Below are 25,963 nucleotides of genomic sequence, written 5' to 3'. Positions count from 1 at the left end.
GCGCCGCTCGATGTAGAACACGGACTCGGCTCGATCGATCTCGGATCGATGCGGCGGCGTCCATAGAGGAGGAAACGTGAAATCGCAGCGAATATTCGTTGCTCTGCTGGCAGCCGCGCTGCTGGCGGCCGGCTGTAGTCGTGGTGGTGAGGAAGTCGAGGGCACCAACACCACCAGCTCGACTGCGTCGGGCGACTTCGGTGATCTGAAGAATGTCTGCCAGGGCGGCAAGCCATCGAGTTCGCCCGCGCAGGGCGTGACCGCGGGCGAGCTCGAGGTCGGTGTCTTCAGTGACGTCGGGTTCACCAAGAACACCGAATTCGTCGATGCGGCGAACGTTTTCACCTCCTGGTGCAATGCGGCCGGCGGTATCGGCGGGCGCAAGCTGGTGGCCACCGTGCGCGATGCGAAGCTCAGAGAGGTCCGTCAGCGCATGATCGAGGCCTGCCGCGAGGACTTCGCGCTGGTCGGTGGCGGCGCCGCGCTGGATTCGCTCGGCACCGAGGATCGGTTGAAGTGCCTGCTGCCGGACTTCCCGGCGCAGGTAGTCGACGTCAAGAACACCGGGTCCGACCTGCAGGCTTCCGGGTCCGGTGCGTCGGCATCCCGCCCGTACAACCCCTACACCGGCTACCACCAGTGGCTGATCACCACCTATCCGGCCTCCGCTGGTGCGGTCGGCATCATCACCGGCGATTCGCCGTCGACCAAGGTGATGGTGCCCAAATTCCAGGAATCGATGACCGCGATGAACGCGTCGGTCGTCTACAACGAGCTCTATCCGGCCACCGGCGTCGCGGACTGGACACCGTACGCGCAGTCGATCAAGAGCAAGGGCGTCAAGGGACTGCTCTTCCTCGGCGATTTCCGCAGCCTGGCCAAGCTCGAGGATGTGCTGACCGGGATGGACTACAAGCTGGACTGGATCGACGCCAACAGCAACGCCTACAACTCGCAGTTCCTGGAGCTGGGTGGCAAGTCCCTTGCGGGACAGAATAATTTCGCCGATCTCGCCGGCATCGCGCCGGTCGAGGCGGGCGCGACGGTACCGACCGTCAAGCTGGTGAAGGACCTGTTCGCCAAGTACGCCCCCGGCAAGGACGTCACCTACCCGGTACTGCGCGCGTTCTCCGCGTGGCTGCTTTTCGCCAAATCGGCGGCGGGCTGCGGTGACCAGTTGACCCGCAAGTGCGTGTACGACGCCGCAACCAGGGAGACGGCGTGGACCGCGGGCGGTCTGCAGGCACCAGCGGATGTGCGGCCGACCGGGGGAGCACTGCCGAAGTGCTACAACATCGTGCGGGCAACACCGCAGGGCTGGCAGCAGCCCGCGGAATTCAAGCCCAATAATGGCCCTTACCGCTGCGATATGAACGCCTACGTGTACAAGAACGACTACGGCAAGGGCCTGACCCTCGCCGATGTCGGCCTCAGCATGAACGACGTCAAGTAGCGGAGTCGTTCGGCAATGGAGCAATTCCTCGCCTTCGGCATCGTCGGGCTGAGCACCGCGGCGATCTACGCGATCATCGGCAGCGGCCTGGTGCTCACCTACACCACCACCGGCGTATTCAATTTCGCGCACGGTGCGGCGGGCATGGTGTCGGCGTTCGTGTACTGGCAGTTGCATATCGGCTGGGGCGTGCCGGCGCCGTTGGCGATCGCCGCGGTACTGCTGGTATTCGCGCCGCTATTCGGCTTGGTCTTCGCGTGGGCGTTGGCCCCTACCCAGGGCCTCGGTGATGCGGAGAAGTTGGTGATGACCATTGCCCTACTGAGTGGTCTGATCCTGCTCGCCCAATGGGTGTGGGACCCCAACACGGCCCGCACCCTGCCGAAGTTCTTCGCCGAACAGCGGCCGTTGCATTTCGGCGTCATCACTCTCACCTGGCATCAGGCATTGACGATGATGGTCGCGATCGCGGTGGCCGTTGGCCTGCGGCTCCTGTTGTACCGCACCAGGACCGGGGCGGAGATGAGGGCCACGGTCGACGATCGCGCACTCGTCGGTTTGACCGGCGCCGACCCGCGGCGGGCGAACCGAGTGGCGTGGATTCTGGGTATCGAGTTGGCGGCGATCGGCGGCATCCTGGTGGCGCCGACCGTCGCGCTCGATGCGCCCCAGCTCTCGCTGCTGATCGTCAGCGCCTACACCGCGGCGATCTTCGGCCGGTTGCGCAGCCTGCCGATGACATTCCTCGGCGCGATCGTGGTCGGCTGTCTGGAGAGCTACCTCACCGGCTATCTGCCGCAGAACGAATATCTGCCGGGTCTGCGGCTGGCCGCGCCCGCGCTGCTGTTGTTCATCGCGCTGCTGCTGTTCCCGCACGGACGGCTGCGCGGCCGGGATCGGCGGCTCAGTCCGATTCCGCTGCCGACGGTTTCGGGATCGGCCGCCTTCGCGGCGGTGGTCGTGGCGCTGGGCATTCTGCTGGCCACCGTGTTGGGTGAGGCCGATCTGATCACCTACGGGCAGATCTTCGCCTTCGGCGTGATCGGGTTATCGTTCGTGCCGCTGGCCGGATACGCCGGGCAGATCTCGCTGTGCCAGCTCAGCATCGCCGGGATCGGCGCGGTCATCTATGCCCAGTACGGCGCGGACGGACAGTGGTGGGCATTGCCGCTGGCAATGGCGGTCGCCGGGGCGGTTGGTGCGGTGATCGCATTGCCCGCGCTGCGGCTGTCCGGGGTCTACCTGGCCCTGGCGACGGTGGCCTTCTCCGTCGTCCTGGACCGGTGGGTTTTCACCTTGCCGACCGTGCATATATTCGGCGTGAAGATCACCTTCTTCGAACAGGGCTCGCTGAATCTGGCCGGTCCACGACTGTTCGGCCTGCATCTCGACGGCACGGCCCAGGTGACCGTATTCGCGGCGGTATGCCTCGCGGCGGCGAGCTTCGCGATAGCGATGTTGCGGCGCAGCCGGTTCGGGCGGCGGTTGATCGCGATGCGCGACAGCGAGGCCGCCTACGCGACCCTCGGCGGCAATCTGCTGATGGCGAAGGTGCTGGTGTTCGCACTTTCGGCGGCGATCGCCGGGCTCGGCGGTGCGCTCTACGGCATGCAGTTGCGTGCGGTCACCTCCGACCACTTCAACCTGGTGTCCGGGTTGCCGATCTTCCTGATTGTCGTGATCGCCGGTCTCGGTGCGGTCGGCAGCGGCTTCTTCACCGGCGTCGCGTATGCCGGTCCGCTACTGGTGATTCCGGTGCTGTGGCCCTCGCTGCTGAACCTGTCGCAGGTGCTGCCATCACTGGGCGGTATCGCCTTCGCGGGCGGCATGCTCGGTCAGGGTGCGATTGCCACCATGCGGCAGGAATGGCTGCCGATGTTCCGCGATCGCGTAGTGCTGCCGGTGCTGCTGGTCTGCTCGGTGCTGTTGTGGGTGCTGCGACTTGTTGATGTGATCACCGGCTGGCATTTCTTCTTCGGCCTGGTGCTCGTGGTCATCGGCGCCCGCGTCTGGATCGCGAGGCAGCGGCGCGTGCCCACCGAACCCGAAGTGCCGCTCGAATGGTGGGGGATTCGGCGGCCATGGCGTAACCAGGACGAGGAGGTGCTGAGTCGTGCCACCGCTGCTGCGAGTTGACGATGTGAGCGTCATCTTCGGCGGCCACCGCGCGCTGGACGGCGCTGGGTTGGTGGCCGAAGCCGGTCGTGTCACGGGTTTGATCGGTCCGAACGGCGCCGGTAAGAGCACGTTATTCGATGTGATCTGCGGTCTGCGCAAACCGGCATCGGGGCGCGTACTGATCAATGGACGCGATGTCACCCGGCTCGGCACGGCCCGCCGTGCCCGGCTCGGGATGGCTCGCACCTTCCAGCGTCTGGAACTGTTCGGCCGGTTGAGCGTTCGTGACAATCTGCTGGTCGCCGCGGAACTCGGACCGCAGCGGCGGCACGGCGCGCGGATCGTCGACGAGATCATCGAGCGGTTGGATCTGCGCGAAGTCGCCGACAGCAGTGCCGACGCGCTACCGACGGGGACCGGCCGACTGATCGAGGTTGGCCGGGCGTTGGCCGCGCGCCCCGAGCTCATCCTGCTCGATGAACCCGCCGCCGGTCAGGACCACGCCGAGACCGAACGATTCGCGGCGCTACTGCGTTCGCTGGCCGCCGACGGCACGGCGGTGCTGCTGGTCGAACACGATATGGGGTTGGTCATGAATGTCTGTGACGAGGTCTACGTGCTCGACCTCGGTAAGGTCATCGCCTCCGGACCACCCGAAGTGATCCGGCGCGACGACACCGTGCTCGCGGCCTATCTGGGGGCGGCATGACGGTGGACAGCATCGAAACAATCACGGCGACAACGCATCCAGCCGTCGCCCCGCTATTGGAACTGCACGAGGTGCGCGCAGCCTATGACGCGATCACGGTGCTGCACGGCATTGATCTGAGCGTCGTCGCGGGCCAGGTGGTCGCTCTGCTCGGGCCGAACGGCGCGGGCAAGACCACCACACTGCAGGTCGCCGCCGGTGTCCATCCGGTCGCGTCCGGTCAACTGCGGTTGGGTGGCCGGGATATGACCGGTGCCCACCCGCGCGACCTGGCCAGGGCCGGGGTCTGCCTGATCCCGGAGGGACGCGGTGTCTTTCCCAATCTGTCGGTGCGCGACAACCTGCTGATGATGACCTTTACGGGCCGCTCACGGGAGGAGATCCAGGAGATCGCCTTCACCCGATTCCCGATTCTGGGGAAGCGGGCCGATCAGACGGCGGGCACCATGTCCGGCGGCGAACAGCAGATGCTCGCCCTGGCCCGGGGCCTGGCCACCGATCCGGCGGTACTCATGCTCGACGAGCTGTCGATGGGCTTGGCGCCGTTGGTGGTCGGCCAGCTTTACGAGCAGGTCGCGGAAATCGCCCGTCAGGGCGTGGCAGTCCTGGTCGTCGAGCAGTTCGCCGCGGCGGTGCTGGATTTCGCCGACTACGCGGCCGTGCTCGTGCGCGGTCGCATCGAGAAACATGGCCACCCCGACAGCGGTATCCGCGACGAACTGGCGGCCCTCTATTTAGGAAGTTCCGAATGACCGAAACACGTGCGGACCGCTTTGTCCGCGAACTCAGTGCGGCCAAGATTCCCGATCCGGCGGCCGGGCGGGCGGTGTTGTGGTTGCGCACCGGGGTGACCCTCATGGTGCTCGGCCTGGTGCTGGCTCTGGTGGCCTACTTCATGTCGCACGGCACCAAAGATCCCCTGGCACAACGTGATGCGATAACCCTCGCAATCGGCGGCGTGGCCGCGAGCGTGGTGGGATCGGCGCTGTTCCTGCGCTATTCGCTGACCGGATTCTTACGCTTCTGGCTGGCCAGACAGTCCTACGATCTCGCGCAGCTGGGTGACCGGCTGAACGGGACAGTGATAACCAACGACGGCGCCGCCGCACGGTAGTACGGCGGCTGCGGTCCGTAGTGCCGCGGCACCGGACGATAATGTAATTCTCATGAATGAGAGCCCGGAGCCGTTGCCCACCGAGGAGCACCACGAAGGTGGGTTTCGGCCGGCGAGGTCTCGGTCGGTGGATCGCACGCCCGATATCTCCCGTGGCGGTCCGCACTACGGCGAGTTCATCGAGCAGGTTCGGGGACTGATGGACCGTGTTCGACTGGCCTGCCCCTCCGATGACGTGGCGTTGGAGACCATCACCGCGCTGAAGGAACTCAACGGCCTGTTGGACACTGTCCTGGTCGACGAGTGGTCGGTGCCCGGTTGGGTTCGACCCGACCTGCCCGCGAACGGCAACATCACCCTGCCGCCGTTCGTCGTCGATCGCTCCGATCGCGACGGTGTGTCGGCTCGAATTACCTTCCGCCGGTTCCATCTCGGCGGCAATTCGGCGGTGCACGGCGGTTATATCGGGCTCGCCTTCGATACCGTGCTCGGCATGAGTGGGGTCGCCTATTCGGGGGCGGCGATCCGCACCGCATCACTGACCGTCGACTACCGATCCATTACCCCGCTCGACACGGAGCTGACCCTTCGTGCCAGGGTCGAGCGGCAGGAGGGGCGCAAGATCTTCTTGGGCGCGACCCTGCACGACGGCGACCGGTTGTGCGCCGAGGCGCGCGCACTATTCCTCACCTTGCTGCCCGGACAGCAGTAGTCGCCAATATTCGCAAAACCCCTCTGGCTGCCCGCATCCGTTGTAAGAATGACATTCTCCGTATGGAGAGAGAGATTCGCGCAGTGAAGAAGGAAGTTATCCCGCATGAGGAACCTCGCCGCGGTGGCCGTTCACCGGCAGAACCGCTGAGGGGCAGAAGTTGTGAACCGCCTCAGCCGACGTGTATCAGCCCGTCCGTACCCAGTGGTGCATAGCCATGCCGATCTTGCATGCGGGCATGACGCCTTTCTATTCCTTGGCCGCGCCCTTGGTCGCCTTGGCATTCTCTTTTTGTGAGATCGTGATTCTCTCTTTTTCCAGCTCGAATATCAGTGAGGCAGCAACATGCATCAGATACCCAAGGCGGCCGGATGGGCGGCCGTCGCGATTGTGGCCAGCACGATTTGCGCCGGAACCGCAACCGCCGAACCGGACCAGGCCACTACCCCATCCACCGCCGCGGTAGTCGATAGTTCCCAGCAGCAGCCCGGTGCGGCGCCCACAGATCCCGGGCAGGAGTACCTGAACGCGTTCACCTCGATCACTGGCGCCTTCGCCAACGATTCCACGGCCGGCCGGGTGGTCGGGACGACGATCGGCGTGCTGGTCGGGTGCCCGTTGGGTGCGGTGACCGGCGGGGCCCTCACGCTCCCGACGGCCGTATTGACACCGGTAGGGATCGTCGGCGGCTGCATCATCGGTGCGAGCACCCTCGGCTTCCTGGGCGGGACCGTCGGCAGCATCGTCACCGGCTCACCCGCGATGAGCAATGCCCTTGGCCAGCAATACAACTCGCTGCGTTCCAAGGGGCTGATCGCGCAAGAGATCCCGAATCCCGATTCGGCCCAGTAGCTACACCCGACCCAGGAGATATGACAATGAACCTCAAGACTCGTGGCGTGGCCGTCACCACCTTGACCGCGGCAGCGGTCGCGATCGCCGCCGGTACCGCGCGCGCCGACGCGGATACCGCGGTTGCCGTCGATGCCAAGCAGAATCAATCCGTCACCACGGATGTAGCACCCGGCGTGCATTTCAGCGACGACCTCGCCACCGGAAAGTCGGTGCTCAGTACGCCGTTCGGCACTGTAGTCATGCAACAGGGCCAATTCGATGTTCGTGATGCCACGGGCCGGACGGTCGCCGGAGCTCCCATTCAGGACGACGCCACTGCGGCACCGGCTGCCCCCGACTCGAGCACCGCACCTGCGACGCTTCCGGTCACCTCGGCCGCGGCGCCGGTCGCGGGTGACCCCATGTCGAACTTCAACCAGGCTGTCGAGGCTGCGAATCCGCATATGGGTGCCGCCTTCGCGGTGGGTTCCGCGGTGGGTTCGGTGATCGGCGCGGTGGTGGGCTGTCCGTTCGGCATGGCGACCGGCGGTACCCTGATGACGCTCATGTCGGCGGGCACGCTGACGGTCCCCGCGCTCGCGGCGACCTGCCTGATCGGTGCGGTCGCGGTGGGCGGCTTCGGAGCCACGGTCGGCGGTCTCGCCCTGGCCATCCCGGTCGGTCTCGCTGCCGGAACACAGAAGTACAACCAGCTGCAGGCTCAGCACGCCACCGATGCTCCTGCGGCTCCGGCCCATTCGTAATCGCTCATGCAGTTGCCCCAGCGGGGCGATCACCGGCTGTGCTCCGGTGATCGCCCCGCCGGTGCCGCGACCGCGCGTTGGTTCTTCGAGACCAGGGGTGTCGTCGTTCCCGGCCTCCGCGAACTCGTCGGTGCGGCGGCTCGCGGGTCGGGTCGGGTCGGTAGATCGGTTCCGGTCTGTCACCGAGACCGACGACTGAATCCGAAAAGTGCTCGCCCAGCGATCGACTCGAGCTACGGGGTGGTGGTGTATCCAGGTACACCATCATTTCGGGACCTCACTCCCTGGGCTCCCTCCTGCGGCGACCGCATTGTTGATCTCAACGAACCCGTCGGCCTCGCACCGAGCCGATATCCAGAGAGGACAGCCAGCATGGCAACGATGAAGTCGGTTCAGACCAGCACACCGGGCGCGGTTACGGTGGTCGAGCAGCAGCTCCCGACGCCCGGCCCCGCGGATGTGCTGGTGCGGATCCGGGCGTGCGGAATCTGCGGCACCGACGCGACTTTCGTGCATATGGGCGGTATGCCGAAGGTGCTCGGGCCGCAAGTCAAGGCCGAGGCTCTGACGCCGGACCAGATGCGGCCGGTGGTGCTCGGCCACGAACCCGCAGGCGAGATCGTCGAGGTCGGCGCGGACGTCACCGGACTGCGAGTGGGTGATCACGTCGTGGTCAATCCGCAGGCCGCCCCGTCGGGCATCATCGGTTGCGGCGGACCGCTGGGCGGTATGAGCGAATATCTGCTCATCGAGAATGCCGAGGTCGGTTCCAGCGTCGCCATCGTGCCGGATTCCGTGCCCTTCACCGTGTCCGCGCTCAATGAGCCGATGGCCGTATCGCGGCATGCGGTGAACCGCTCCGAGGCCGAGCCTGGAGATAAGGCGATCGTCTTCGGTGCGGGCCCGATCGGGCTGGGCGCGGTGATCTGGCTGAAGCTGCGCGGTGTCGAGCACGTCGTCGTCGCTGACGTGATCGCCTCGCGGCTCGACACCGCCCTCGCGGTCGGGGCCGACGCGGTCATCAACTCCGCCACCGAGGATGTCGCTGCCCGTCTCGGTGAACTGCACGGTCACGGTCGCAATGCCCTCGGCGCACCGCGCCCCGACACCGACATCTACATCGATGCGGCCGGCGTCGCCGCTGTCGTCAATACCGCACTCGCCAACGGCAAGTGGGGTGCCAAGCTGGTTACCGTCGCCGTGCACAAGCGACCCGAACCGATCGACCTGGGTGCCATCCTGCGCAACGAGATGACCATCATCGGCTCTCAGGGCTATCCCTCCGAGATCTTCGAAGTGACTCCCGAAATCGCCGAGCACGCCGACCGCTTCGCCCGGCTCATCAGTCACCAGGTGCCCTTCTCCGACGTGCGGAAGGCCTTCGAATTGGCCCTCACCCCGGGCGCGGCGGAAAAAGTGGTCGTCACCTACGAGTGAGCCGCGGTGTGCTCCCGCTGGACGGAAACGACGCTGGTGGGCCATCGACCTGCGAAATAGCATTCTCCAATTCGAGAGCTATTCTCCCGCCCGATCGACAAGGACTGTGAATGACCGAAGTTACGGCGCGACCGTCCGAACACGCCGAGCCCACAGTGCGCACCGCCGCGGGTTCGGTCCGTGGTCGACGGGAGCACGACGTGGTCGTCTTCCGTGGGATCCCTTTCGCGCAACCCCCGATCGGTGCCGCGCGATTCGCGGCCCCGCAGCCGGTCGCGAAGTGGGACGGTGCGCGGGACGCCTTCGAATTCGGCCCACCGCCGCCGCAGGAAACCTCGTTCGGCAACCGGTCCGGCACTGTCGCGCTGCCGGAGGGCGACGACTGGCTCACAGTGAACGTCTGGACACCCGACCCCGATCCGGCTGCACGTCGGCCGGTGCTGGTCTGGATCTACGGCGGCGCATACAAGCTCGGTTTCTCCGGCAGTCCCGGCTACGACGCGCAACACATCGCACGGGACGGCGACCTCGTTGTCGTCACGCTGAACTACCGGGTCGGTATCGAGGGCTTCGCGCGCATCGACGGCGCACCAGCCAACCGCGGTCTGCTCGACCAAGTCGCCGCCCTCGAGTGGGTGCGGGAGAACATCACCGCGTTCGGCGGGAATCCCGATCAGGTCACCGTCTGCGGGGAATCCGCTGGGGCCGGGTCCATCGCGGCGCTGCTCGCGATGCCGAAGGCCGCCGGACTGTTCCGGCGAGCGATCCTGCAGAGCATGCCGGGCACTTTTTTCTCGGATGAGCTCGGCACCGATATCGCGAGGGCCATCGCCGCGCACATCGGCCTGCGACCGACGGTGGCGGACCTGTCGGGTGTGGATCCAAGGCAGTTGACCGACGCGGGAGCCGAGGTCGGCGCATCGATGCGGCAGTACGAGCGATGGGGTGCGGTGGCCCACACTATTACCGCGTTCTCGCCCGTGGTCGACGGCGACGTACTGCCGAAGGCGCCGTGGCAAGCGCTCGCTGGCGGCTCCGCCCGCGACGTCACGGTGGTCATCGGGCACAACCGGGACGAATTCCGCCTGTTCCTCGCCCTCGGCGGCCAACTCGGCACGATCGATGACACGCAGGCAGCGGATGCGCTGCAGGTGTTCGGCCCGGGATCCGACGGCGCGGACGCGTACCGTACGGCATTCCCCTGCGCCGGACCGGAAGAACTGTTCGAACTGGTTCAGACGGACTGGCTGTTCCGGATGCCCGCGCTGCACTTGGCCGATGCCCAGGCCGCAGCCGGTGGCCGAGCCTATATGTACGAACTGACCTGGCCCGCACCCGGAAACGGCGGCGTCCTGCGCGCCTGCCATGGCCTCGACGGACCGCTGTTGTTCGCCGCCTTCGGTGCCCAGCTCGGCCCGTTGCTTCTCGGTCCCGAACCGTCGGCCGAAGCGCGGGAACTGTCGGCCTATATCCGTGCGCGGTGGAGCGGGTTCGCCAGGACGGGCGAACCTGGTTGGGCCGCTTACGATCCCGAGCAGCGTCTGACCCACATCCTCGATGTGCACCCTTCGGTCGCCCCCTATCCGGAGGAAACCTCCCGAAGTCTGTGGCGCGACCACGTCTTCTCCGCGCTGCCTCTTCATGGTCAGCGGTAGCCGACGGCGACGAGGACCGCTGGCGAGAGCGATCTCGGAGTTCGCCTGAACGGGTTGATGGTGGGTGCTCGATGGCCTGCCCCGCTCACGTCCGGCACGGCGCGGTCAGTGTGGCCCGGTGGTATCGACGGAGAAGTGGGCGAGCGGCAAATCGGGCAGGCGATCGAGATCCTCGGCCGTATATCCCTCGGGCGGTGGCACCGACCAGTCCAGCGCCGGTCGGCATCGGGTCGGCGGTCGTCGCTTCCCTCGCTCCGTTCATGGTGATCGGCTGACCGGACCAGTACTGCACCGCGAGGAAAGGCTGGATGGTGATCGCATCGTCCTCTCGGTAATCAGCGGCCGATGAAACCCGGCGCGCGTTTGGCTTTGAATGCCGCGATGCCCTCGGCGACATCAGCGGTCTCGAAGAGAGCGGACTGGCCTTCGCGCTCCAGATCGAGTGCCTGCTCCAGTTGGGCGAGGGCCATCGCATTGAACGCGCGCTTGGTGCGGGTAAATGCCGCCGTCGGCCCATCGGCGAGCTTGGTTGTCAGCCTTGCGATTTCGGCATCGTAGTCGTCATCGGGCACGAACTGGCCGATCAGGCCCCATTCGGCCGCCGCCGGTGCGGGAATGCGCTCGGCCAGCATGGCCATGCGGGCGGCGCGGGCATATCCGATCAGATTCGGGACCAGAGCGGTAGCGCCGCCATCGGGCATCAGGCCGATATTGGCGAAGGCGAGCAGGAGATAGGCGGATTCGCGGGCGACGGTGATATCCGCGGCCAAGGCCAGTGAGCAGCCGACGCCGACGGCAGGGCCGTTGATCGCGGCGAGCACGGGTTGTGGTGCTGCGCGCAGGGCGCGGATCAATCGGTTCGCCGCATCGAGGGTCGCGACCTGTGGACCGTTGCTGGCCGAGTTGGAAAGATCCGCTCCCGAACTGAAGGCCCGCCCGTTGCCGGTCAGCACGAATACCCGAACAGTCGAATCGTCGCCGAGTTTCTCGATGACCGCCGCGGCCTCGTTCATCATGTCGGTGTTGAGGGCGTTGAGCCGTTCGGGGCGGTTGAAGGTCAGCCGCACGATCGCGTCGGTTCGTTCCACGAGGACATCGGGCTGGTCGGGCATTGTCGGCCTTCCGGGTCGAGATCGGATCTGAGCTAATCTAACCAGATTAGGTATACTCTTTCCGGGCGGTTCCGGCCATCCATCAATGGAGTATCGACGCATTTTGCCGCCGTCCGCAGATGGGTCGGCGCTGACTCACACATTCGGGTGGGGGCGAAACTGGTCCTTACGCCCCTGAAAGGGCGGTGTTCACCAGCCCTCATGGGGTTGGGAGACACGCTGTAGTTTTTAGCTATGCCGCATCCGGGGATCGATCTGTTCGACGAGTTCGCGGTGGAACTCACCGCGGACGGAACTCCGGCCGCGCCCATGGCGGTGGTGCCGTTGGACGTATTCGGCACGGAAACACCGGACCGAATCGCCCGGACCGCCGAACGGATGAATCAGGCGCTACCGCTTGTGATCGGGCTGCTGCGCGGGCCTGTGACACCGGGCCTTGCACCGCTGCTGGAGGCGGCGACGCTCACCATCGCGACGGACGCCACCGCGAGTTCGCTGCCGCAGGCCGTTGTGGTGGACGATGTCGATGCCGCGCTCGATCTGCTGCGTGCGGCGGTGCGGCGTTCGCCGCGCGCGGCCGTTACCTGTGGGCAGCTGCTGCGCCAGACGGTGAGATTGCCGACCGTTCCCGCGCTGGCGGCGGAGGCGGCGGTGTACTCGATGCTCCTCGGCGGTACCGAATTCGAGCGATGGCTGGTCGAGCGTGGCGCGCCGCGCACGCTCGAACCGCCATCGCATCCATTGGTCCGGACATACCGCGGCGAAGATCGCCTGACGATCACGCTCGATCACCCGCAGCGCCGCAATGCACTCAGCATGCGGCTGCGTGAGGATCTGCTGGAGGCGGTGCGGCTGGCCGACCTCGATCCCACGCTCACCGCGGTCGAAATCAACGGGGCGGGACCGGTTTTCAGCAGCGGCGGTGATCTGGACGAATTCGGTACCGCGACGGATCTGGTGGCCGCGTATATGGTCCGGCTGGACCGGGCGCCATGGCGGATCATCGACCGCATCCGGGATCGGGTCACGGTGCGGGCCCACGGTGCCTGCATCGGTGCGGGCGCGGAGGTCGCCGCCTTCGCGGGCACGGTGATCGCCGCCCCCGATACCTACTTCGCATTCCCGGAAGTGCGAATGGGCCTGGTGCCGGGAGCGGGCGGTACCGTCAGCGTGCCGCGGCGGATCGGTCGCTGGCGCGCCGCCTGGTTGATGCTGACCGAACAGCGCTTGGCGGCGGCCGCCGCGCTGGAGTGGGGCATGGTCGATGCCGTCGAACAGACGAGGAGGTGATCGCAAACGAGTACCTCGGCTACGACGGCGGTGCTGCGGGATTGGGTGCACTCGCTGTGCCCGCCCGATGTTCTGTCGCGTGTTCTGCCGCGCCCGCTCGGAACGCAGCCGGAATGCGCGGGGCTCGGCTGGGCCGCATCCGGCGCCATGGACCTGACCGGACACCCCGACCGCGCCCCCGTCCTCTCGCCCGCCGCGGCATACGGACTGCTCCTCGAAACCACCGAGGCACTGGCACGAATCACCGCACAGCTCGGCTCCGAAGTCCGAGCCGACCCAGGACTGCTCCTGACCGGCCGAGCCGCATTCCTGAACCTTCGCCGCGGCGGTCAGCGATCAGCAGGTGGCGCCGGTCGCTTACTGCGAACCTCGGACGGCTGGTGCGCGATCACCTTGAGCCGCCAAGACGATATCGACTCGATACCCGCGATCCTGGGCGTGGATTCGATGTCCGACGATCCCTGGGAAACACTCACCACAGCTGCCCGTGAGTGGACCGCAACCGACCTCGCCGACCGAGCACAGCTACTCGGCGTTCCCGCCGCCGCGCTACCCATCGACTCGTACCCCGCCGCCGGTTACCCCGCTGGTCCACTGGCCCCCGCCGCCTCTCCTGCCGCTGCGCTGCGTGACGATGCGCCTGCCGCCGCCCCGCCTGCGGACGCTCCGCCTGCGGCCGCCCCGCCTGCGGACGCTCCGTCTGCCACTGATTCGCCCGATGATGCGGTACGCCGTGTCGTGGGGCCATCGGCCACATCGTCGGAGACGCCGGGTCCCCAATGCCCTTGGCGGACAAGTCGGATCGCCGAACCGGTCGTCGGAGCACGGCTGAACGGGGCGATGGTCGTTGACCTGTCCTCGATGTGGGCTGGGCCGCTGTGTGCGCACCTGCTCGGGCGCGCTGGGGCGCGGGTGATCAAGGTGGAGAGCACCCGACGACCGGATGGCGCACGTCGTGGTGATCCGCGCTTCTTCGATTGGCTCCACGGCGGGCACGAACAGATCGCCCTCGACTTCCATACGCCGGAAGGGCGGGAAATGCTGCGCGAGCTGGTGTCGACCGCGGATGTGGTGATCGAGGCATCTCGGCCGCGGGCGCTGGCACAACTGGGGCTCGCTCCCGGGGATCGCGTGCATCGCGACGGGCAGGTCTGGCTGAGCGTGACCGGATATGGTCGCGCCGAGCCGATGCGGGTGGCATTCGGCGATGACGCGGCGGTGGCGGGCGGGCTGGTCGGCTGGGACGGGGCTGAGCCGGTGTTCTGCGGCGACGCCATCGCTGATCCACTTACTGGAATCTGTGCCGCCCTTGCGGTGTGCTGCGCTGTTCTGGGTGGCGGGGGACAGCTGATCGATCTGTCCATGCGGGCCGCCGCCGCCGCCTTCGCCGCAGCCCCCGCACTCGCCCATGGACCGCATCGAGTGCGCGCCGATGGCGCGGATTGGGTTGTCGAGTGCCCGCGATACGGTCGTTCGCAACGGGTGCTGCGTCCGCGGGTACCGCGGCTGGGTGCCGGGACATGAACGAAATATGTTGTTCTCCATGCTGATTCGTGACGCCGAGGTATTCGATTCCGGTCGGATGGACGTGCGCACTCGCGGCGGTGTCATCGTCGAATGCGCAACCGGATTGGTTCGCCTGCCGGGTGAGGACGAGATCAACGCAGCCGGTGGCTGGTTGCTGCCCGGACTGCACGACCACCACATCCACCTGCGTTCACTCGCGGCGACCTACGAATCTGTTCCACTGGGTCCGCCGCAGGTGCGCACCGTAACGGAGCTTGCGGCGCGACTACGCGAGATTGATCGAAACCTGCAGCCGGGCAAGTGGATTCGCGGCACCGGATACCACGAGTCGGTAGCCGGACCCCTCGACCGTGCGGTGCTGGACCGGATAGTCCCGCACCGTCCGGTGCGCGTACAGCACCGCACAGGTGTGCTGTGGCAGCTCAACTCGATGGCGTGCGACCTGGTCGGACTGGACAGCAATGACGCACCGGGTGTGGAACGCGACGAGACCGGTCGGCCGACCGGGCGATTGCGCCGACTGGACTCCTGGCTAGGGGAACGAATCGGATCGCGCACAACGGATCTGGTCGCCGTCAGCGTGGCCGCGGCGGCAATGGGCATCACCGGATTCACCGACGCGACCCCGGGACTCGCACAGGCCGATATCGACCAATTGGCCGAGACGGTCGACGCCGGGCGGATCATCCAGCGCGTGCACTGCATGGCTCCTCCCGAAGTGTCCGAGCCCGACGGCGCACGTTTCACGTTGGGCCCAACCAAGATCGTGCTCGATGATTTCGATCTGCCTGCCTTCGATGAATTCGCCGACCGGCTGCGCGCGATTCATGCGGCAGGCCGGCCAGTCGCGGTGCACTGCGTCACGCGGGTGCAGTTCATCTTGACCATGGCCGCACTGGATTCGGCCGGTGTGCGCGCGGGGGACCGGATCGAACACGGCGCGGTTATCCCGCACGAATCCCTGGATTGGCTACGTGGACAGCGTATTTCGGTCGTCACCCAACCACATTTCGTGGTCGAACGAGCCGAGCAGTACCGCGCCGAGGTGCCCGCCGAGGACCTGCCGGATCTCTGGCGTCTGCGTTCGCTGCTCGATGCCGGGGTAGGGGTCGCAGCCGGATCCGATGCGCCATTCGGTGCGCCCGATCCGTGGTCGGTACTGCGTGCCGCGGTACATCGCCCGCCGGAATTCCATGCCGCGGAAGGAGTGTCGCTCCCCGCAGCGCTGTCACTGTTCTTCGGCGCACCCGACACCCCGGCGACACCGCGCCGGATCACACCAGGCGCGGTCGCTGACCTGACATTGCTGTCGGTGCCGCCGGATCAGGCCGCGCACCACCTCGATGCGGAGCTCGTATCGGCGACCATCGTGGCCGGTGGGCTGGTGTATTCGGGCCAGTAGACGCCGCACATACCCTCGATAGAGACCTCTTCGACCAGTACGTCAGCGATCCCCAAGTCGGACTCGGGCGCAGTGCCCTGTTCCGCACGCCCTTAAATCCGATATTCGTCAGTTTGTGACGAATATCGAACGTAGCGATGCCCACCAGCGGGCTCGGTTGGATCCCGGTGAGCGGGATGACCTCGAGTATGCCCGGTCTTCGCGTCGGTAACCGCTTTCCGTAATCCCGAGACAGCCTCGCCAACCTGACCCGAGCTCGGCTTTCACGACTATGATCGGCAGGTCGGGGTCGGCAGTTCAGCCTCGAGAGGTGATCGTATGTTCCGACATTGCGGCTTCGGGGGGTTCGCACACGTCGACGCCGGTCGATTAGCCGATTCGCCATGTCCGACTCCGAGAACGACCGCACTCAGCGAGATATCCAGTTCGGGATCATCGCGGAACTGACCGCCGCCGGATTCGAGGATGCCGAGGAGATCGGCCGAGGGGGTTTCGGGGTCGTCTACCGGTGTCTGGAGCGCTCGCTCGATCGCACCGTCGCGGTCAAGGTGCTGACCTCGGAGATCACCGGTGACGAACGCGAGCGCTTCGTCCGCGAGCAGCACGCGCTAGGCCGACTCTCGGGACACCCCAATATCGTTGCGGTCCACCAGGTCGATGTGACCGCCGACGGCCGCCCGTTCATCGTCATGCCGTTCCATTCGCGCGGTTCGCTGGATGCGCGATTGCGCGCGACGGGCCCGCTGCCGTGGCAGGAGTTGCTGTCGATCGGGGTGAAGATCGCCGGGGCGCTGGCCGCGGCGCATGCGGCGGGCACATTGCACCGTGATGTGAAGCCCGCGAACATCCTGGTGACCGACTACGGAGAGCCGCAACTGGCGGACTTCGGCATCGCGCATATCGGCGGTGGATTCGAAACCTCCGACGGACGCATCACCGGCACACCGGCATTCATCGCACCCGAGGTGCTGCGGGGCACCCCGCCGAGCGCGGCTGCGGACATCTACAGCCTCGGCGCCACATTGTTCACCCTGCTGACCGGGCACGCGGCCGTCGAACGCCGCACTGGTGAGGCCGTGCTCGCGCATTTCGTCCGAGTCACCTCGACTCCTGGGCCCGACCTGGGCGAAGTCGATGTTCCCGCCGAACTCCGCGCCGCGATCGAAGCGGCGATGGCCACCGATCCGGATCGAAGACCGCGTACGGCAGTCGAATTCGGATATCTGCTGCGCGATGTCCAACGCCATAGCGGACTCGATGTGGACGCCATGGCGGTGCCCGCGGACGCGCAGCAGCCGCGGTCCGGTCCGATAATGGTTCCCGCACAGCGCGGAACCGGCCCGCGCACCACGGCGCCACCGCCGGTCCCGTCGACCAAATATCGCCCGCCGACCTCGGCCCGTCCCCTGGTGGACCGGCCGCGACTGCTGCGCAAACTGCGGGAGGGCGGCAATCGTCGACTACTGCTCATCCACGCGCCGCCGGGCTTCGGCAAGAGCACGCTGGCCGCGCAGTGGCGCGATGTGCTTACCGCACAAGGGATGTCGGTCGGCTGGTTGACGATCGACCACGACGACAACAATGTCGTCTGGTTCCTCGCCCATTTGGTCGAGGCGATTCGCCGAGCGCGCCCGGATCTGGCCGGCGGGCTGGTGACAATGCTGGAGGAGCGTTCCAGCGATGCCACTCGCTACGTGCTGGCATCGCTCATCGATGAAGTGCACGACAGCGGTGCGCCGATCGCCGTCGTCATCGATGACTGGAACCTGGTCACCGATGCCGGTACCCGCGCCGCCATGGAATTCCTGCTGGATAACGGATGCCATCACCTGCGAGTGATCGTCACCGGCCGAACGCGGGCGGGATTGCCGCTCAGCCGGATGCGGGTCGGCGACGAACTGGTCGAAATAGATTCCGACGACCTGCGATTCGACGATGCCGAGTCGGCGGCGTTCTTGCTCGACATCAATCGGCTGAGGCTGGACCGATCGCAGGTCGCCGAACTGCTCGACTCGACCGAGGGCTGGATCGCGGCATTACAACTCGCCTCGCTATCGCTGCGCGGTAGCCGTGACCCCGCCGGATTCATCGATCAACTCTCTGGCCGAAATCAGGCGATCGGCGAATACCTCGTAGAAAACGTGCTCGATACGCTGGATCCGGAGCTGCTCGACTTTCTGCTGGCGACCTCGATCACCGAAAAAATCTGTGCCGGACTGGCCGAAGCGCTGTCGGGCCCTGCGGCTGCGCAGCTGTTGCAGCAGGTCAAGGCCCGAGATCTGTTCCTGCGCAATGTCGACTTCCCGGACAATATCGGCGGCGAATTCGAGTGGTTCCGCTATCACCGTATGTTCGGCGACTTCCTGCGTCGCAGGCTCGCCGAACAGGATCCCGACCGATGCCTGCGGCTGCATCGCATCGCGGCCGACTGGTTCGCCGATCACGCGATGTTGAATGATGCGGTGGATCATGCACTGGCCGCCCATGATTCGGTGGGTGCGCTGCGATTGATCGAGGATCGCGCGACGGAACTGCTCGAGAGTGCCCGCACGGCCACGCTGCTCGGGCTGGTCGCGAAACTGCCGACCGCGGTCGCGGTATCGAGTGCGCGTCTACAACTGTTCGTGGCATGGGCGAATATCTCGCTGCAGCGGCCGGTGCCTGCCGAGGCGGCGTTGGACCGGGCCGACGCGGTGCTGGGTGCCGGTCAGCCGGATGCGGACGACATCACCGATCTCCATGTCGAGGCCGCGCTGGCGCGTGCCGCGTGCCGACTCACCTCCGACCGAGTCGCGGAAATGCCGGAGCTCGTCGCGCATCGGCTCGAGACGGAGGTCAACCCGTTCATCGCGACCATCGCGGCGGGCGTTGGATCGGCGGCCGCCCTCTATCGGTTCGACTTCGACGAGGTGTACCGGTGGCAGCGGTGGGTGGCGCCGCATCGGGCCCGGGTCAAGGGACCGACCGGCTTGCTGCACAGCTACGGCTTGACCGGTGTGGCTGCCTTCGAACAACTCGATATCGCGGCGGCGCAGGCGCATCTGGAAACCGCTCGGGCGCTGGCACTGGAGACCGGCCGCTATTCCTACATCACGCGTATGACGGGCGCCTTGCTCGGTGCGCTGTGTTATTGGCGGGGCGAAATCGACGAGGCCAAGGAGCTACTAGACGAGAGCGTCAAGGCGGGGCCCGAAGGTGGTGCCGTCGAATTCATGTCGGCGACCTATGGCGTCGGCGCGCGAATCGCGGCACTGCGTGGCGATCTTGCAGCGGCGCGGGAGCGGCTTGCCGAGGGGGCGAAGATGGCGCACAATCTCGCGCTGCCCCGGTTGGCCGCGCGCATTGTCAACGAACGGATCCGCCTCGGCCTGCCCATCGCCGCGGACGAGGTCGCCGCACTCGAGCGACTGGAGCCCTACCGCGCCGAAGGCGACGGGATCACCATGCTGACCTCGGAAATCCAGTGGGATTCGGCGATCCGGCTGCTATTGGCGGATCGCTCGGCCGGAAGCATCGAAACCGCCACTGTGCTGGCCGAGCGGTTGGTGCGTGGCCTCGAACACCAGCGCCGCCCGCGGGCGCTAGTGGAGGCGCGACTGCTGTTGGCGTGCTGCCTGGCAAGCGCGGGCCGTGTGGAAGAGGCTGTCGCGGTGCTGGATCCGGTATTGGCGCAGTGCGCTGAACTCGGCCTACCCCGGTTGGCGGCTGATGCCGGAACTGCCATCGAGCCTGCCGTCGTCGCGCTCATCGGTACCGATCCGGCGCTGCGCCGGACGCCGCTGACATTTCTGACGCAGTTGCTGCCCGCCGGTTCCGGTCGGCAGTAGCCGGCGGAAGAGGTTTGTGGCGTGGATTACACTCGCCTATCTCGGGTTGGCCGCAGAGGCTATATTGAGTGCACTGAATCTGGCTGTCACTCATTCGCCGGTTATCGCGGTGCGAGGAGTGGACACATCGATGTGTTGCACGGCGAGGACACGACAATGGCTCGACACAATTCACTGACGGCGCTCGTATGCCAGCCCGAATGGCACCCGATTTCGCCGCGCCGGTCTCGCCCGTGTGGTGACGATTGCCGCATCCGAGTGCGTTTTCACGGGCACCCCACGCTGCAGTATCGCGCGGCGCGGGAGGCCGCCGAGTGTTTCGCTGCGGCCGTGCGCGGATTGGGCGTGGACGTCGACATTGATACCGAGCTCGACGAGGGGCTGCTTCCGCTGCCCTGTGCGCGGCTGTGGACCTCATAGCCGGATCCCGACAATGAGGAGTCTCTTTTCGCATGACGATGATCGATGCCGCGATCCTGGTACTCCGGCTGGTGGTCGGGCTGACCATGGCCGCGCACGGCTGTAACCACCTGTTCGGCCCGGGTGGTGTGGCCGGTACGGCGGGCTGGTTCGCCTCGATGGGACTGCGGCCGCCCCGGGTGCATGCGACATTGAGCGGTGCCGGGGAGTTGGCGGCCGGAATCGCCTTCGCGGCCGGGCTGCTCACCGCGCCCGCGGCGGCGTTCATCGTCGGCAGCATGGCGGTGGCCGCGGTCATCGCGCATCGGAAGAACGGCTTCTTCGTATTCAAGGATGGCTACGAGTATGTGCTGATGCTCGCTGTGGTAGCCGGTTGTATCGCGGCCATCGGGCCGGGTAAGGCCTCGCTCGATAGCGCGTTCGGCATCGACACGACGCTCGACGGTGGTCTCGGACTGGCCATCGCGGTAATCGGTGGCGTCGGCGGCGCGGCGATTCTGCTCGCCGTGAGTTGGCGGCCGAAAATGCAAGCAGAATAAGGGAATTCGACGGCCCCGCACCGATGGTGGTGCGGGGCTGTTCGCCAGCTCAGAACCACGCGCCCCGCTCACCCATGGCGACCAGCTCGCCGAGCGCTTCGCTGGGCAGGGCGATCCGTGGGGTGGGCGGTATATGGCGTGGTCGGTCCGGCTGCGGCGTGACGCCGAACAACTTCTCGGAAATCCCATGCGCGGAATTGGCGACCAATGGCGCCAGTCGTTCGAGTGCGGCCTGGGCGTCGCAGACGATGGATATCGCGCCGATCGGCCCGTCCGGACCGCGCACCGCCGCACCGACACAGGCGATATGCGAATAACATTCGCCGCGCTCGAAGGCCAGGCCGTTGCGCGCCCGGATCCGGCTCAATTCCTGGTGCAGAATGCCGATATCGCTGATGCTTCGGGCGGTTCGCCGCGGGATCGCGCCCTTGAATTGTTTGTCGACCCGCTCGGGTGACAACCAGGCGAGCATGCTTTTGCCGATGGCCGTGCAGTGCGCGGGAGCGCGGCCACCGACCCGCGATGGAATCTCGACCGCGGCCCGACCGCCGAACTTGTCCAGGTAGTAGACCTCGGTGCCATCCAATACGGCCAAGTGCACGACCATCTCGGTGCGCACCGCCAGCGCGTGCAGCAGGGGGAATGCCGCGGCGCGCAATGCGTTGTGGCCGTCTTCTCTACCACCGAGACCCAATGCGAGGGATCCGAGGCCGTACTCCCTGCCGTCGCGCTCGAGCCAGCGCAGTTGAACGAGATGTTTCAGGATGCGGTGGGTCGAGGACCGGGGTATGTTGGTGCGGCCGCTGACCTCCTCGAGCGTGAGGCGCGTCTGGGCGCCCCCGAACGATTCCATGATCAGTGTCATGCGTTCCACGAGCGAGGGGGATAACGCAGACTGCTCTGCGGCGTCGGCAGCTTCACTGATCCTCAACATCGAGGTCATCTCCGCGCCTCCTAACTTGGCCGGACTCGTACTTCAGCGGCCAGTCTAAGCATGCGAAGGCGCCGGATCGGCGGAAATCGCCGAAATTTATACAGATCGGTACAGAGAACTTTTTGGAACAAAGAGGATACTGATCTGCCTCCCGGCTGTTACTCGCCGCCGGGCGCTCCTGGGCTCAGCCGGAAATGGATGCTTCCGGCCGAGCCTCAGGCTACTGAATATTGCTCGTGCTCGAGCAATCTCGGGTATCGAGCCTGTCATTCGGCGGCGCCCGCGAGGTCGAGTGCCGCGAGGTAGGAGAAGACGAGAGACGACCCGACCGGTGTCCCGGCGCCCGGGTACACCCGGCCGGACATGGCGGCCATCGTGTTACCGCTCGCGTACAGGCCCGCGATCGGCTCGCCGTCCTCGCGCAGCACGCGAGCGTGCTCGTCGGTCTTCACACCACCCTTGGTGCCGATGTCGGCGAGTGCGATGGTGGCGGTGTAGTAGGGCGGAGTGTCGATCGGCGCCACGAGCGGGTTCGGGTAGCCGTTGTCGAGGGGCTGCACGTAGTTCATCACGGGTCCGGCGGGGAACCCGATGACGTACTGGGTCATCTGGTCCCAGGCGGTCTCGCCACGGTGGAACTTCTCGTCGACCCCCTTGTCGGCATAGGAATTGAACTCCTCGATCGACTTACGGAGGTTCTCGGCGGGCACGGCGATGAGATCGGCCAACTCCTCGATGGTGTCGGCCTTGCGCAGCGCACCCGATTCGAACCACTCCGGGCGGGGCGGCACGGCCGGGTCGCCACCGAAGCTGTCCCGGTCGATGTGGCGCTGATCGAAGATCCAGTGGCACGGAGTGTGCGCGACGCCGGTCTCTTTGTGCAGGCGCAGCATCTCGCGCCCGGCCCGGTCGTAGGGCAGCAGTTCGTTCATGAAGCGCTCGCCCGCGCTGTTGACCCAGATGCCGCTGCGGCTACCGGTGTGGAAGACCGGTCGTCCGCCGGGTTGCACGAGACCCGGGATGTACCACGCTTGGTCCAGCAACTCGGTGGCCGCTCCGATCGCGACGGCAGCCTGCAGCGCGTCGCCGGTGTTCCCAGGCGCGCCATCGGACCAGTCACCGTGGTACGGGGCGACCTTGTGCTTCTCGCGCAGCTCGCGATTGCGCTCGAATCCGCCGGCGGCGAGGATGACGCCGCGGGTAGCGCGAATCCGGACCCGCTCGCCCTTGCTGACCGCCTCCACGCCGACCACTCGGTCGCCCTCGACGATCAGGCTCTCGAGCGCGGTCTCGAGCTTGTAGGAGCCATTCCCGGTCTCCAGGAACGCTTTCAGCGTTCGCGCTATGAGGGCGCGGCCGCCGGTGAGCACGGACGCCGGCTCTCCGCCCCAGATCTCGATGGGCAGCTGGTCGCGGATCAGCGGGGCGAGATCACCGAGCTCGGCGGCCTCGATCTCGGCCGGGAAGATGGTGTTGCCCGCGGCCGTCGCGCCCGGCTTCTCCGCGAAGTAGTCGGGCACCGGCTGGTAGAAGAAGGACCCGAACCGCGGGTTCTGCTCGAGTTCGTCGATCAGTATCGGCCCGGTGTGCAGGTAGGCATCCTGCCTGGCTTCGCGGGACGGGTCGTCGACGATCGCGCGGAGGTAGCCGCGCACCGTTTCGACATCGTTCTCGATGCCCGCGCGGCGCAGTGGGGCACTGCCCGGAAACCACAGTCCCGCACCGGAATAGGCGGTTGTGCCGCCGAAGCGGTCGGTCTTCTCGATGACGAGTGTGCGCAGGCCACGAGATGCGGCGGCGTAGGCGCCGACCAGCCCTCCTCCGGACCCGACGACCACGACGTCGTAGGTTTCCTCGTCAGCGGGCATAACTGTCTCCTTGCTTCCGGACCGCGAATCTCCTGCCATCGCCCCGCCCAGTGACCTGGGTCACCTGGGGTGTGGACCTCCCGAGTGTGGGGGCTGTGGCAATCGGGCCGGGATCGGTTTCCGCTGTGCGGAAGCAGTGCCTCCTCCGACCAGGGCGACCGCGCGGCTCCCGGTGGGCGGAAATTCTCCTGGTGGCGCGCGCCACACGAATTAGCGTTCCTGGCCGTCAATCGATTTCAAGGAGAGCTTGCATGACTCTTTCCCACGACTACGATCCCGGCCCGCAGATCGCCCATGCCGGTGGCATCAATCTCGGCACGCCGGACCTGGAGCGTTCGCTGGGGTTCTTCCGCGACCTGCTCGGCATGGAGGTCGTCGCGCAGGCCGATGGTGTGGCCTACCTGCGCGGTTACCAGGAGCTCGTGCACCACTCGCTCGTGTTGACCCAGCAGGCCGAGGCCCGGGTGAACACCTACAGCTTCCGGGTCCAGCGCAAGCAGGATGTCGAGCTGTTCCACAAGCAGCTCGAGCAGCAGGAGATCGAGACGGTCGTGCTGCCCGCGGGTCACGAAACCGGCCGGGGCGAGGCGATCCGGTTCTTGGTGCCGGGCAGTGAGCATCCGTTCGAGCTCTACTACGACATCGACAAGCCGATCGCGCCCGAGTCGCTGCGCTCGAAGCTGCCGAGCAACAGCTCGCGCCGACGTGGCTTCGGCGTGCGCCGCCTCGACCACCTGAATGTGCAATGCAGCCCCAGCACGGTCAACGGCGCCGAGGCATGGCTGCAGAACGCGCTCGGGTTCAAGCGTCGTGAGTTCGCCATGATTCCGCAGTTCCCGGAGACACTGATGGCGTCGTGGCTGTCGGTCACACCCCAGGTGCACGACATCGCGATCGGCGTGAACGGCGAGGAGAAGAACGGCGCGTTCCACCACATCGCCTTCAATATCGAGAATTACCACGACATCCTGCGGGCGGCGGACGAGATCCGTGATCTCGACATCGATTACGGGCATGGTCCGGGCAAACACGGCATCGGTCAGGCCATGTACCTCTACATTCACGATCCGGGCTCCGGCCACCGCATCGAGCTCTACTCCGGCGGATATCACATCTTCGATCCGGACTGGCAAGCGATCGAGTGGAAGATTCCGGAGCTGCAGTACGGCCAGACGTGGTACGGAGAGGCACTCGACGTGGGCCCGGGCGGCGCATTCCTGTCCACGACACCATCGGCCGGACTGAAGCCGTGACGGCGCTTACCTATGACTCGACCCTGGTGAAGAAGGACGTCGAAGGGCTCGAGTTCGCTTACCACGAAGTGGGCGAGGGCGAGCCGCTGATCCTGTTGCACGGTTCGGGGCCCGGTGTCAGTGCCTGGTCGAACTTCCAGCACAATCTGCCCGTCTTCGGCGAACAGTTCCGGGTGATCGCGCCCGATCTGCCGGGCTTCGGCGGTAGCGCGCTGCCCGAACTCGACGAGATCTACCCGGTGGTCGCCGCGAAGTGGATCGCGCGGTTGATGGATCACCTGGGCATCGAGTCCGCGGTGTTCATCGGCAACTCCATGGGCGGGGCGGTGGTGGCGGAATTGGCCGCCCTACATCCCGAACGGGTGCGCCGGATGGCCATCATGGGCTCCGGCGGACTTTCGGTCGGCATCTTCCAGGCCGACCCGAGCGAGGGCTTTCAGCGACTGTTCGAATTCCTCGGCGATCCCACCCGCGACCGGATGATCGCCTGGATCAAGGCGATGGTGTTCAACCCCGCGCTGATCACCGACGAACTCGTCGACGAACGCATGCGCAATGCCGCCGCCGAGGGCGTGATCGACCGGATGAAGGCGATCTTCGGTTCGATGTTCGATCCGAAGCTGCGTCAGACGTATACGCCGTTGTGGACCAAGGCCGCCACCGTCACGACTCCGACGCTGATGCTGTGGGGCCGCGACGACCGGATGCTGCCCTACGACCAGGCGCACTTCGCGAACCGCTGGCTGCCCGATGTCGAACTGCACACCTTCGCCCGCTGCGGGCATTGGGTGCAGATCGAGCGCAAGCCCGATTTCGAGCGGGTGGCGATCGAATTCCTCACCCGCGAACCGTCCGCCGCATAGTCCGTCCGACTCCGGTGCACCATGCGTCTTTCCAGTGAGCGGAAAGTCCGTGGTGACCGGATGGACCAAGGAATCACAATGAGCGAATCCCCTCGCCAGATCGGCACTTTCGGTGGCCGTCGCGGCGGCACC

Annotated in this window: 20 protein-coding genes; 17 read left to right on the top strand and 3 right to left on the bottom strand. The window is 66.3% G+C overall.

Annotated features, from left to right (window positions below):
• Positions 1-76: 76 nt before the first annotated feature.
• From ACQP2U_RS29260 to ACQP2U_RS29215, 10 genes are all read left to right on the top strand, one after another.
• Positions 77-1,453: an ABC transporter substrate-binding protein gene (locus ACQP2U_RS29260; RefSeq protein WP_433710413.1), complete on the top strand. Its 1,377-nt coding sequence runs from the start codon at positions 77-79 to the stop codon at positions 1,451-1,453.
• A gap of 15 nt (positions 1,454-1,468) precedes the next feature.
• A complete protein-coding gene (locus tag ACQP2U_RS29255; protein ID WP_433710412.1) occupies positions 1,469-3,589 on the top strand; it encodes an ABC transporter permease subunit in 2,121 nt (706 codons plus the stop codon).
• Positions 3,567-4,280, top strand: a complete 714-nt coding sequence (locus ACQP2U_RS29250) for an ABC transporter ATP-binding protein (protein WP_433710411.1) — start codon at positions 3,567-3,569, stop codon at positions 4,278-4,280. Before ACQP2U_RS29255 ends, ACQP2U_RS29250 begins: the two co-directional genes overlap by 23 nt.
• Complete coding sequence (locus ACQP2U_RS29245; protein ID WP_433710410.1) at positions 4,277-5,032, top strand: ABC transporter ATP-binding protein; 756 nt, start codon at positions 4,277-4,279, stop codon at positions 5,030-5,032. The genes ACQP2U_RS29250 and ACQP2U_RS29245 overlap by 4 nt, the downstream gene beginning before the upstream one ends.
• The gene (locus ACQP2U_RS29240; RefSeq protein ID WP_433710409.1) at positions 5,029-5,394 is read left to right on the top strand and encodes a hypothetical protein; all 366 of its coding nucleotides are present in this window, start codon (positions 5,029-5,031) and stop codon (positions 5,392-5,394) included. The genes ACQP2U_RS29245 and ACQP2U_RS29240 overlap by 4 nt, the downstream gene beginning before the upstream one ends.
• 52 nt (positions 5,395-5,446) lie before the next feature.
• A complete protein-coding gene (locus ACQP2U_RS29235; protein ID WP_433710408.1) occupies positions 5,447-6,106 on the top strand; it encodes a PaaI family thioesterase in 660 nt (219 codons plus the stop codon).
• Between the two features lie 345 nt (positions 6,107-6,451).
• Complete coding sequence (locus tag ACQP2U_RS29230) at positions 6,452-6,958, top strand: hypothetical protein (RefSeq protein ID WP_433710407.1); 507 nt, start codon at positions 6,452-6,454, stop codon at positions 6,956-6,958.
• Between the two features lie 26 nt (positions 6,959-6,984).
• Positions 6,985-7,704 (top strand): hypothetical protein, encoded by a 720-nt coding sequence (locus ACQP2U_RS29225; protein ID WP_433710406.1) that lies wholly within the window; start codon positions 6,985-6,987, stop codon positions 7,702-7,704.
• Between the two features lie 381 nt (positions 7,705-8,085).
• Positions 8,086-9,141 carry a zinc-dependent alcohol dehydrogenase gene (locus ACQP2U_RS29220; protein ID WP_433716611.1) on the top strand — a complete coding sequence of 352 codons (1,056 nt, stop codon included), beginning with the start codon at positions 8,086-8,088 and terminating at the stop codon, positions 9,139-9,141.
• A 110-nt stretch (positions 9,142-9,251) separates the two neighbouring features.
• Complete coding sequence (locus ACQP2U_RS29215; RefSeq protein ID WP_433710405.1) at positions 9,252-10,796, top strand: carboxylesterase/lipase family protein; 1,545 nt, start codon at positions 9,252-9,254, stop codon at positions 10,794-10,796.
• Positions 10,797-11,131: 335 nt separating this feature from the next.
• Here the strand turns inward: ACQP2U_RS29215 and ACQP2U_RS29210 are convergent, their stop codons facing one another.
• On the bottom strand, positions 11,132-11,908 hold the full coding sequence (locus ACQP2U_RS29210) for an enoyl-CoA hydratase (protein WP_433710404.1): 777 nt from the start codon (positions 11,906-11,908) through the stop codon (positions 11,132-11,134).
• A gap of 234 nt (positions 11,909-12,142) precedes the next feature.
• On the opposite strand from ACQP2U_RS29210, the gene ACQP2U_RS29205 reads away from it, so the two are divergent.
• The 5 genes from ACQP2U_RS29205 (at position 12,143) to ACQP2U_RS29185 (ending at position 20,913) form a co-directional block, all read left to right on the top strand.
• A complete protein-coding gene (locus ACQP2U_RS29205; protein WP_433710403.1) occupies positions 12,143-13,198 on the top strand; it encodes an enoyl-CoA hydratase/isomerase family protein in 1,056 nt (351 codons plus the stop codon).
• Positions 13,199-13,228: 30 nt separating this feature from the next.
• Positions 13,229-14,722, top strand: a complete 1,494-nt coding sequence (locus ACQP2U_RS29200; RefSeq protein ID WP_433710402.1) for a CoA transferase — start codon at positions 13,229-13,231, stop codon at positions 14,720-14,722.
• A 19-nt stretch (positions 14,723-14,741) separates the two neighbouring features.
• Positions 14,742-16,127: an amidohydrolase family protein gene (locus tag ACQP2U_RS29195; RefSeq protein ID WP_433710401.1), complete on the top strand. Its 1,386-nt coding sequence runs from the start codon at positions 14,742-14,744 to the stop codon at positions 16,125-16,127.
• A 383-nt stretch (positions 16,128-16,510) separates the two neighbouring features.
• Positions 16,511-19,954, top strand: a complete 3,444-nt coding sequence (locus tag ACQP2U_RS29190) for a protein kinase domain-containing protein (RefSeq protein ID WP_433710400.1) — start codon at positions 16,511-16,513, stop codon at positions 19,952-19,954.
• A gap of 452 nt (positions 19,955-20,406) precedes the next feature.
• The gene (locus ACQP2U_RS29185; protein ID WP_433710399.1) at positions 20,407-20,913 is read left to right on the top strand and encodes a DoxX family protein; all 507 of its coding nucleotides are present in this window, start codon (positions 20,407-20,409) and stop codon (positions 20,911-20,913) included.
• Positions 20,914-20,962: 49 nt separating this feature from the next.
• Here ACQP2U_RS29185 and ACQP2U_RS29180 read toward each other — a convergent pair whose 3' ends face one another.
• Complete coding sequence (locus ACQP2U_RS29180; RefSeq protein ID WP_433710398.1) at positions 20,963-21,856, bottom strand: IclR family transcriptional regulator; 894 nt, start codon at positions 21,854-21,856, stop codon at positions 20,963-20,965.
• A gap of 257 nt (positions 21,857-22,113) precedes the next feature.
• Positions 22,114-23,715, bottom strand: coding sequence for an FAD-dependent oxidoreductase (locus ACQP2U_RS29175; RefSeq protein ID WP_433710397.1), 1,602 nt, complete (start codon positions 23,713-23,715; stop codon positions 22,114-22,116).
• 251 nt (positions 23,716-23,966) lie between these two features.
• Between ACQP2U_RS29175 and ACQP2U_RS29170 the strand changes: the two genes are divergently transcribed.
• Together ACQP2U_RS29170 and ACQP2U_RS29165 are read left to right on the top strand one after the other, a co-directional pair.
• The gene (locus ACQP2U_RS29170; protein ID WP_397028107.1) at positions 23,967-24,968 is read left to right on the top strand and encodes a VOC family protein; all 1,002 of its coding nucleotides are present in this window, start codon (positions 23,967-23,969) and stop codon (positions 24,966-24,968) included.
• Positions 24,965-25,831 carry an alpha/beta fold hydrolase gene (locus tag ACQP2U_RS29165; protein WP_433710396.1) on the top strand — a complete coding sequence of 289 codons (867 nt, stop codon included), beginning with the start codon at positions 24,965-24,967 and terminating at the stop codon, positions 25,829-25,831. Before ACQP2U_RS29170 ends, ACQP2U_RS29165 begins: the two co-directional genes overlap by 4 nt.
• Positions 25,832-25,963 lie beyond the last annotated feature (132 nt).

It is taken from the genome of Nocardia sp. CA-084685 (assembly GCF_050955785.1).
Lineage (GTDB): Bacteria > Actinomycetota > Actinomycetes > Mycobacteriales > Mycobacteriaceae > Nocardia.
The sequence above is the reverse complement of the archived record's forward strand: the minus strand, read 5'-3'. Positions and strand labels throughout refer to the sequence as shown.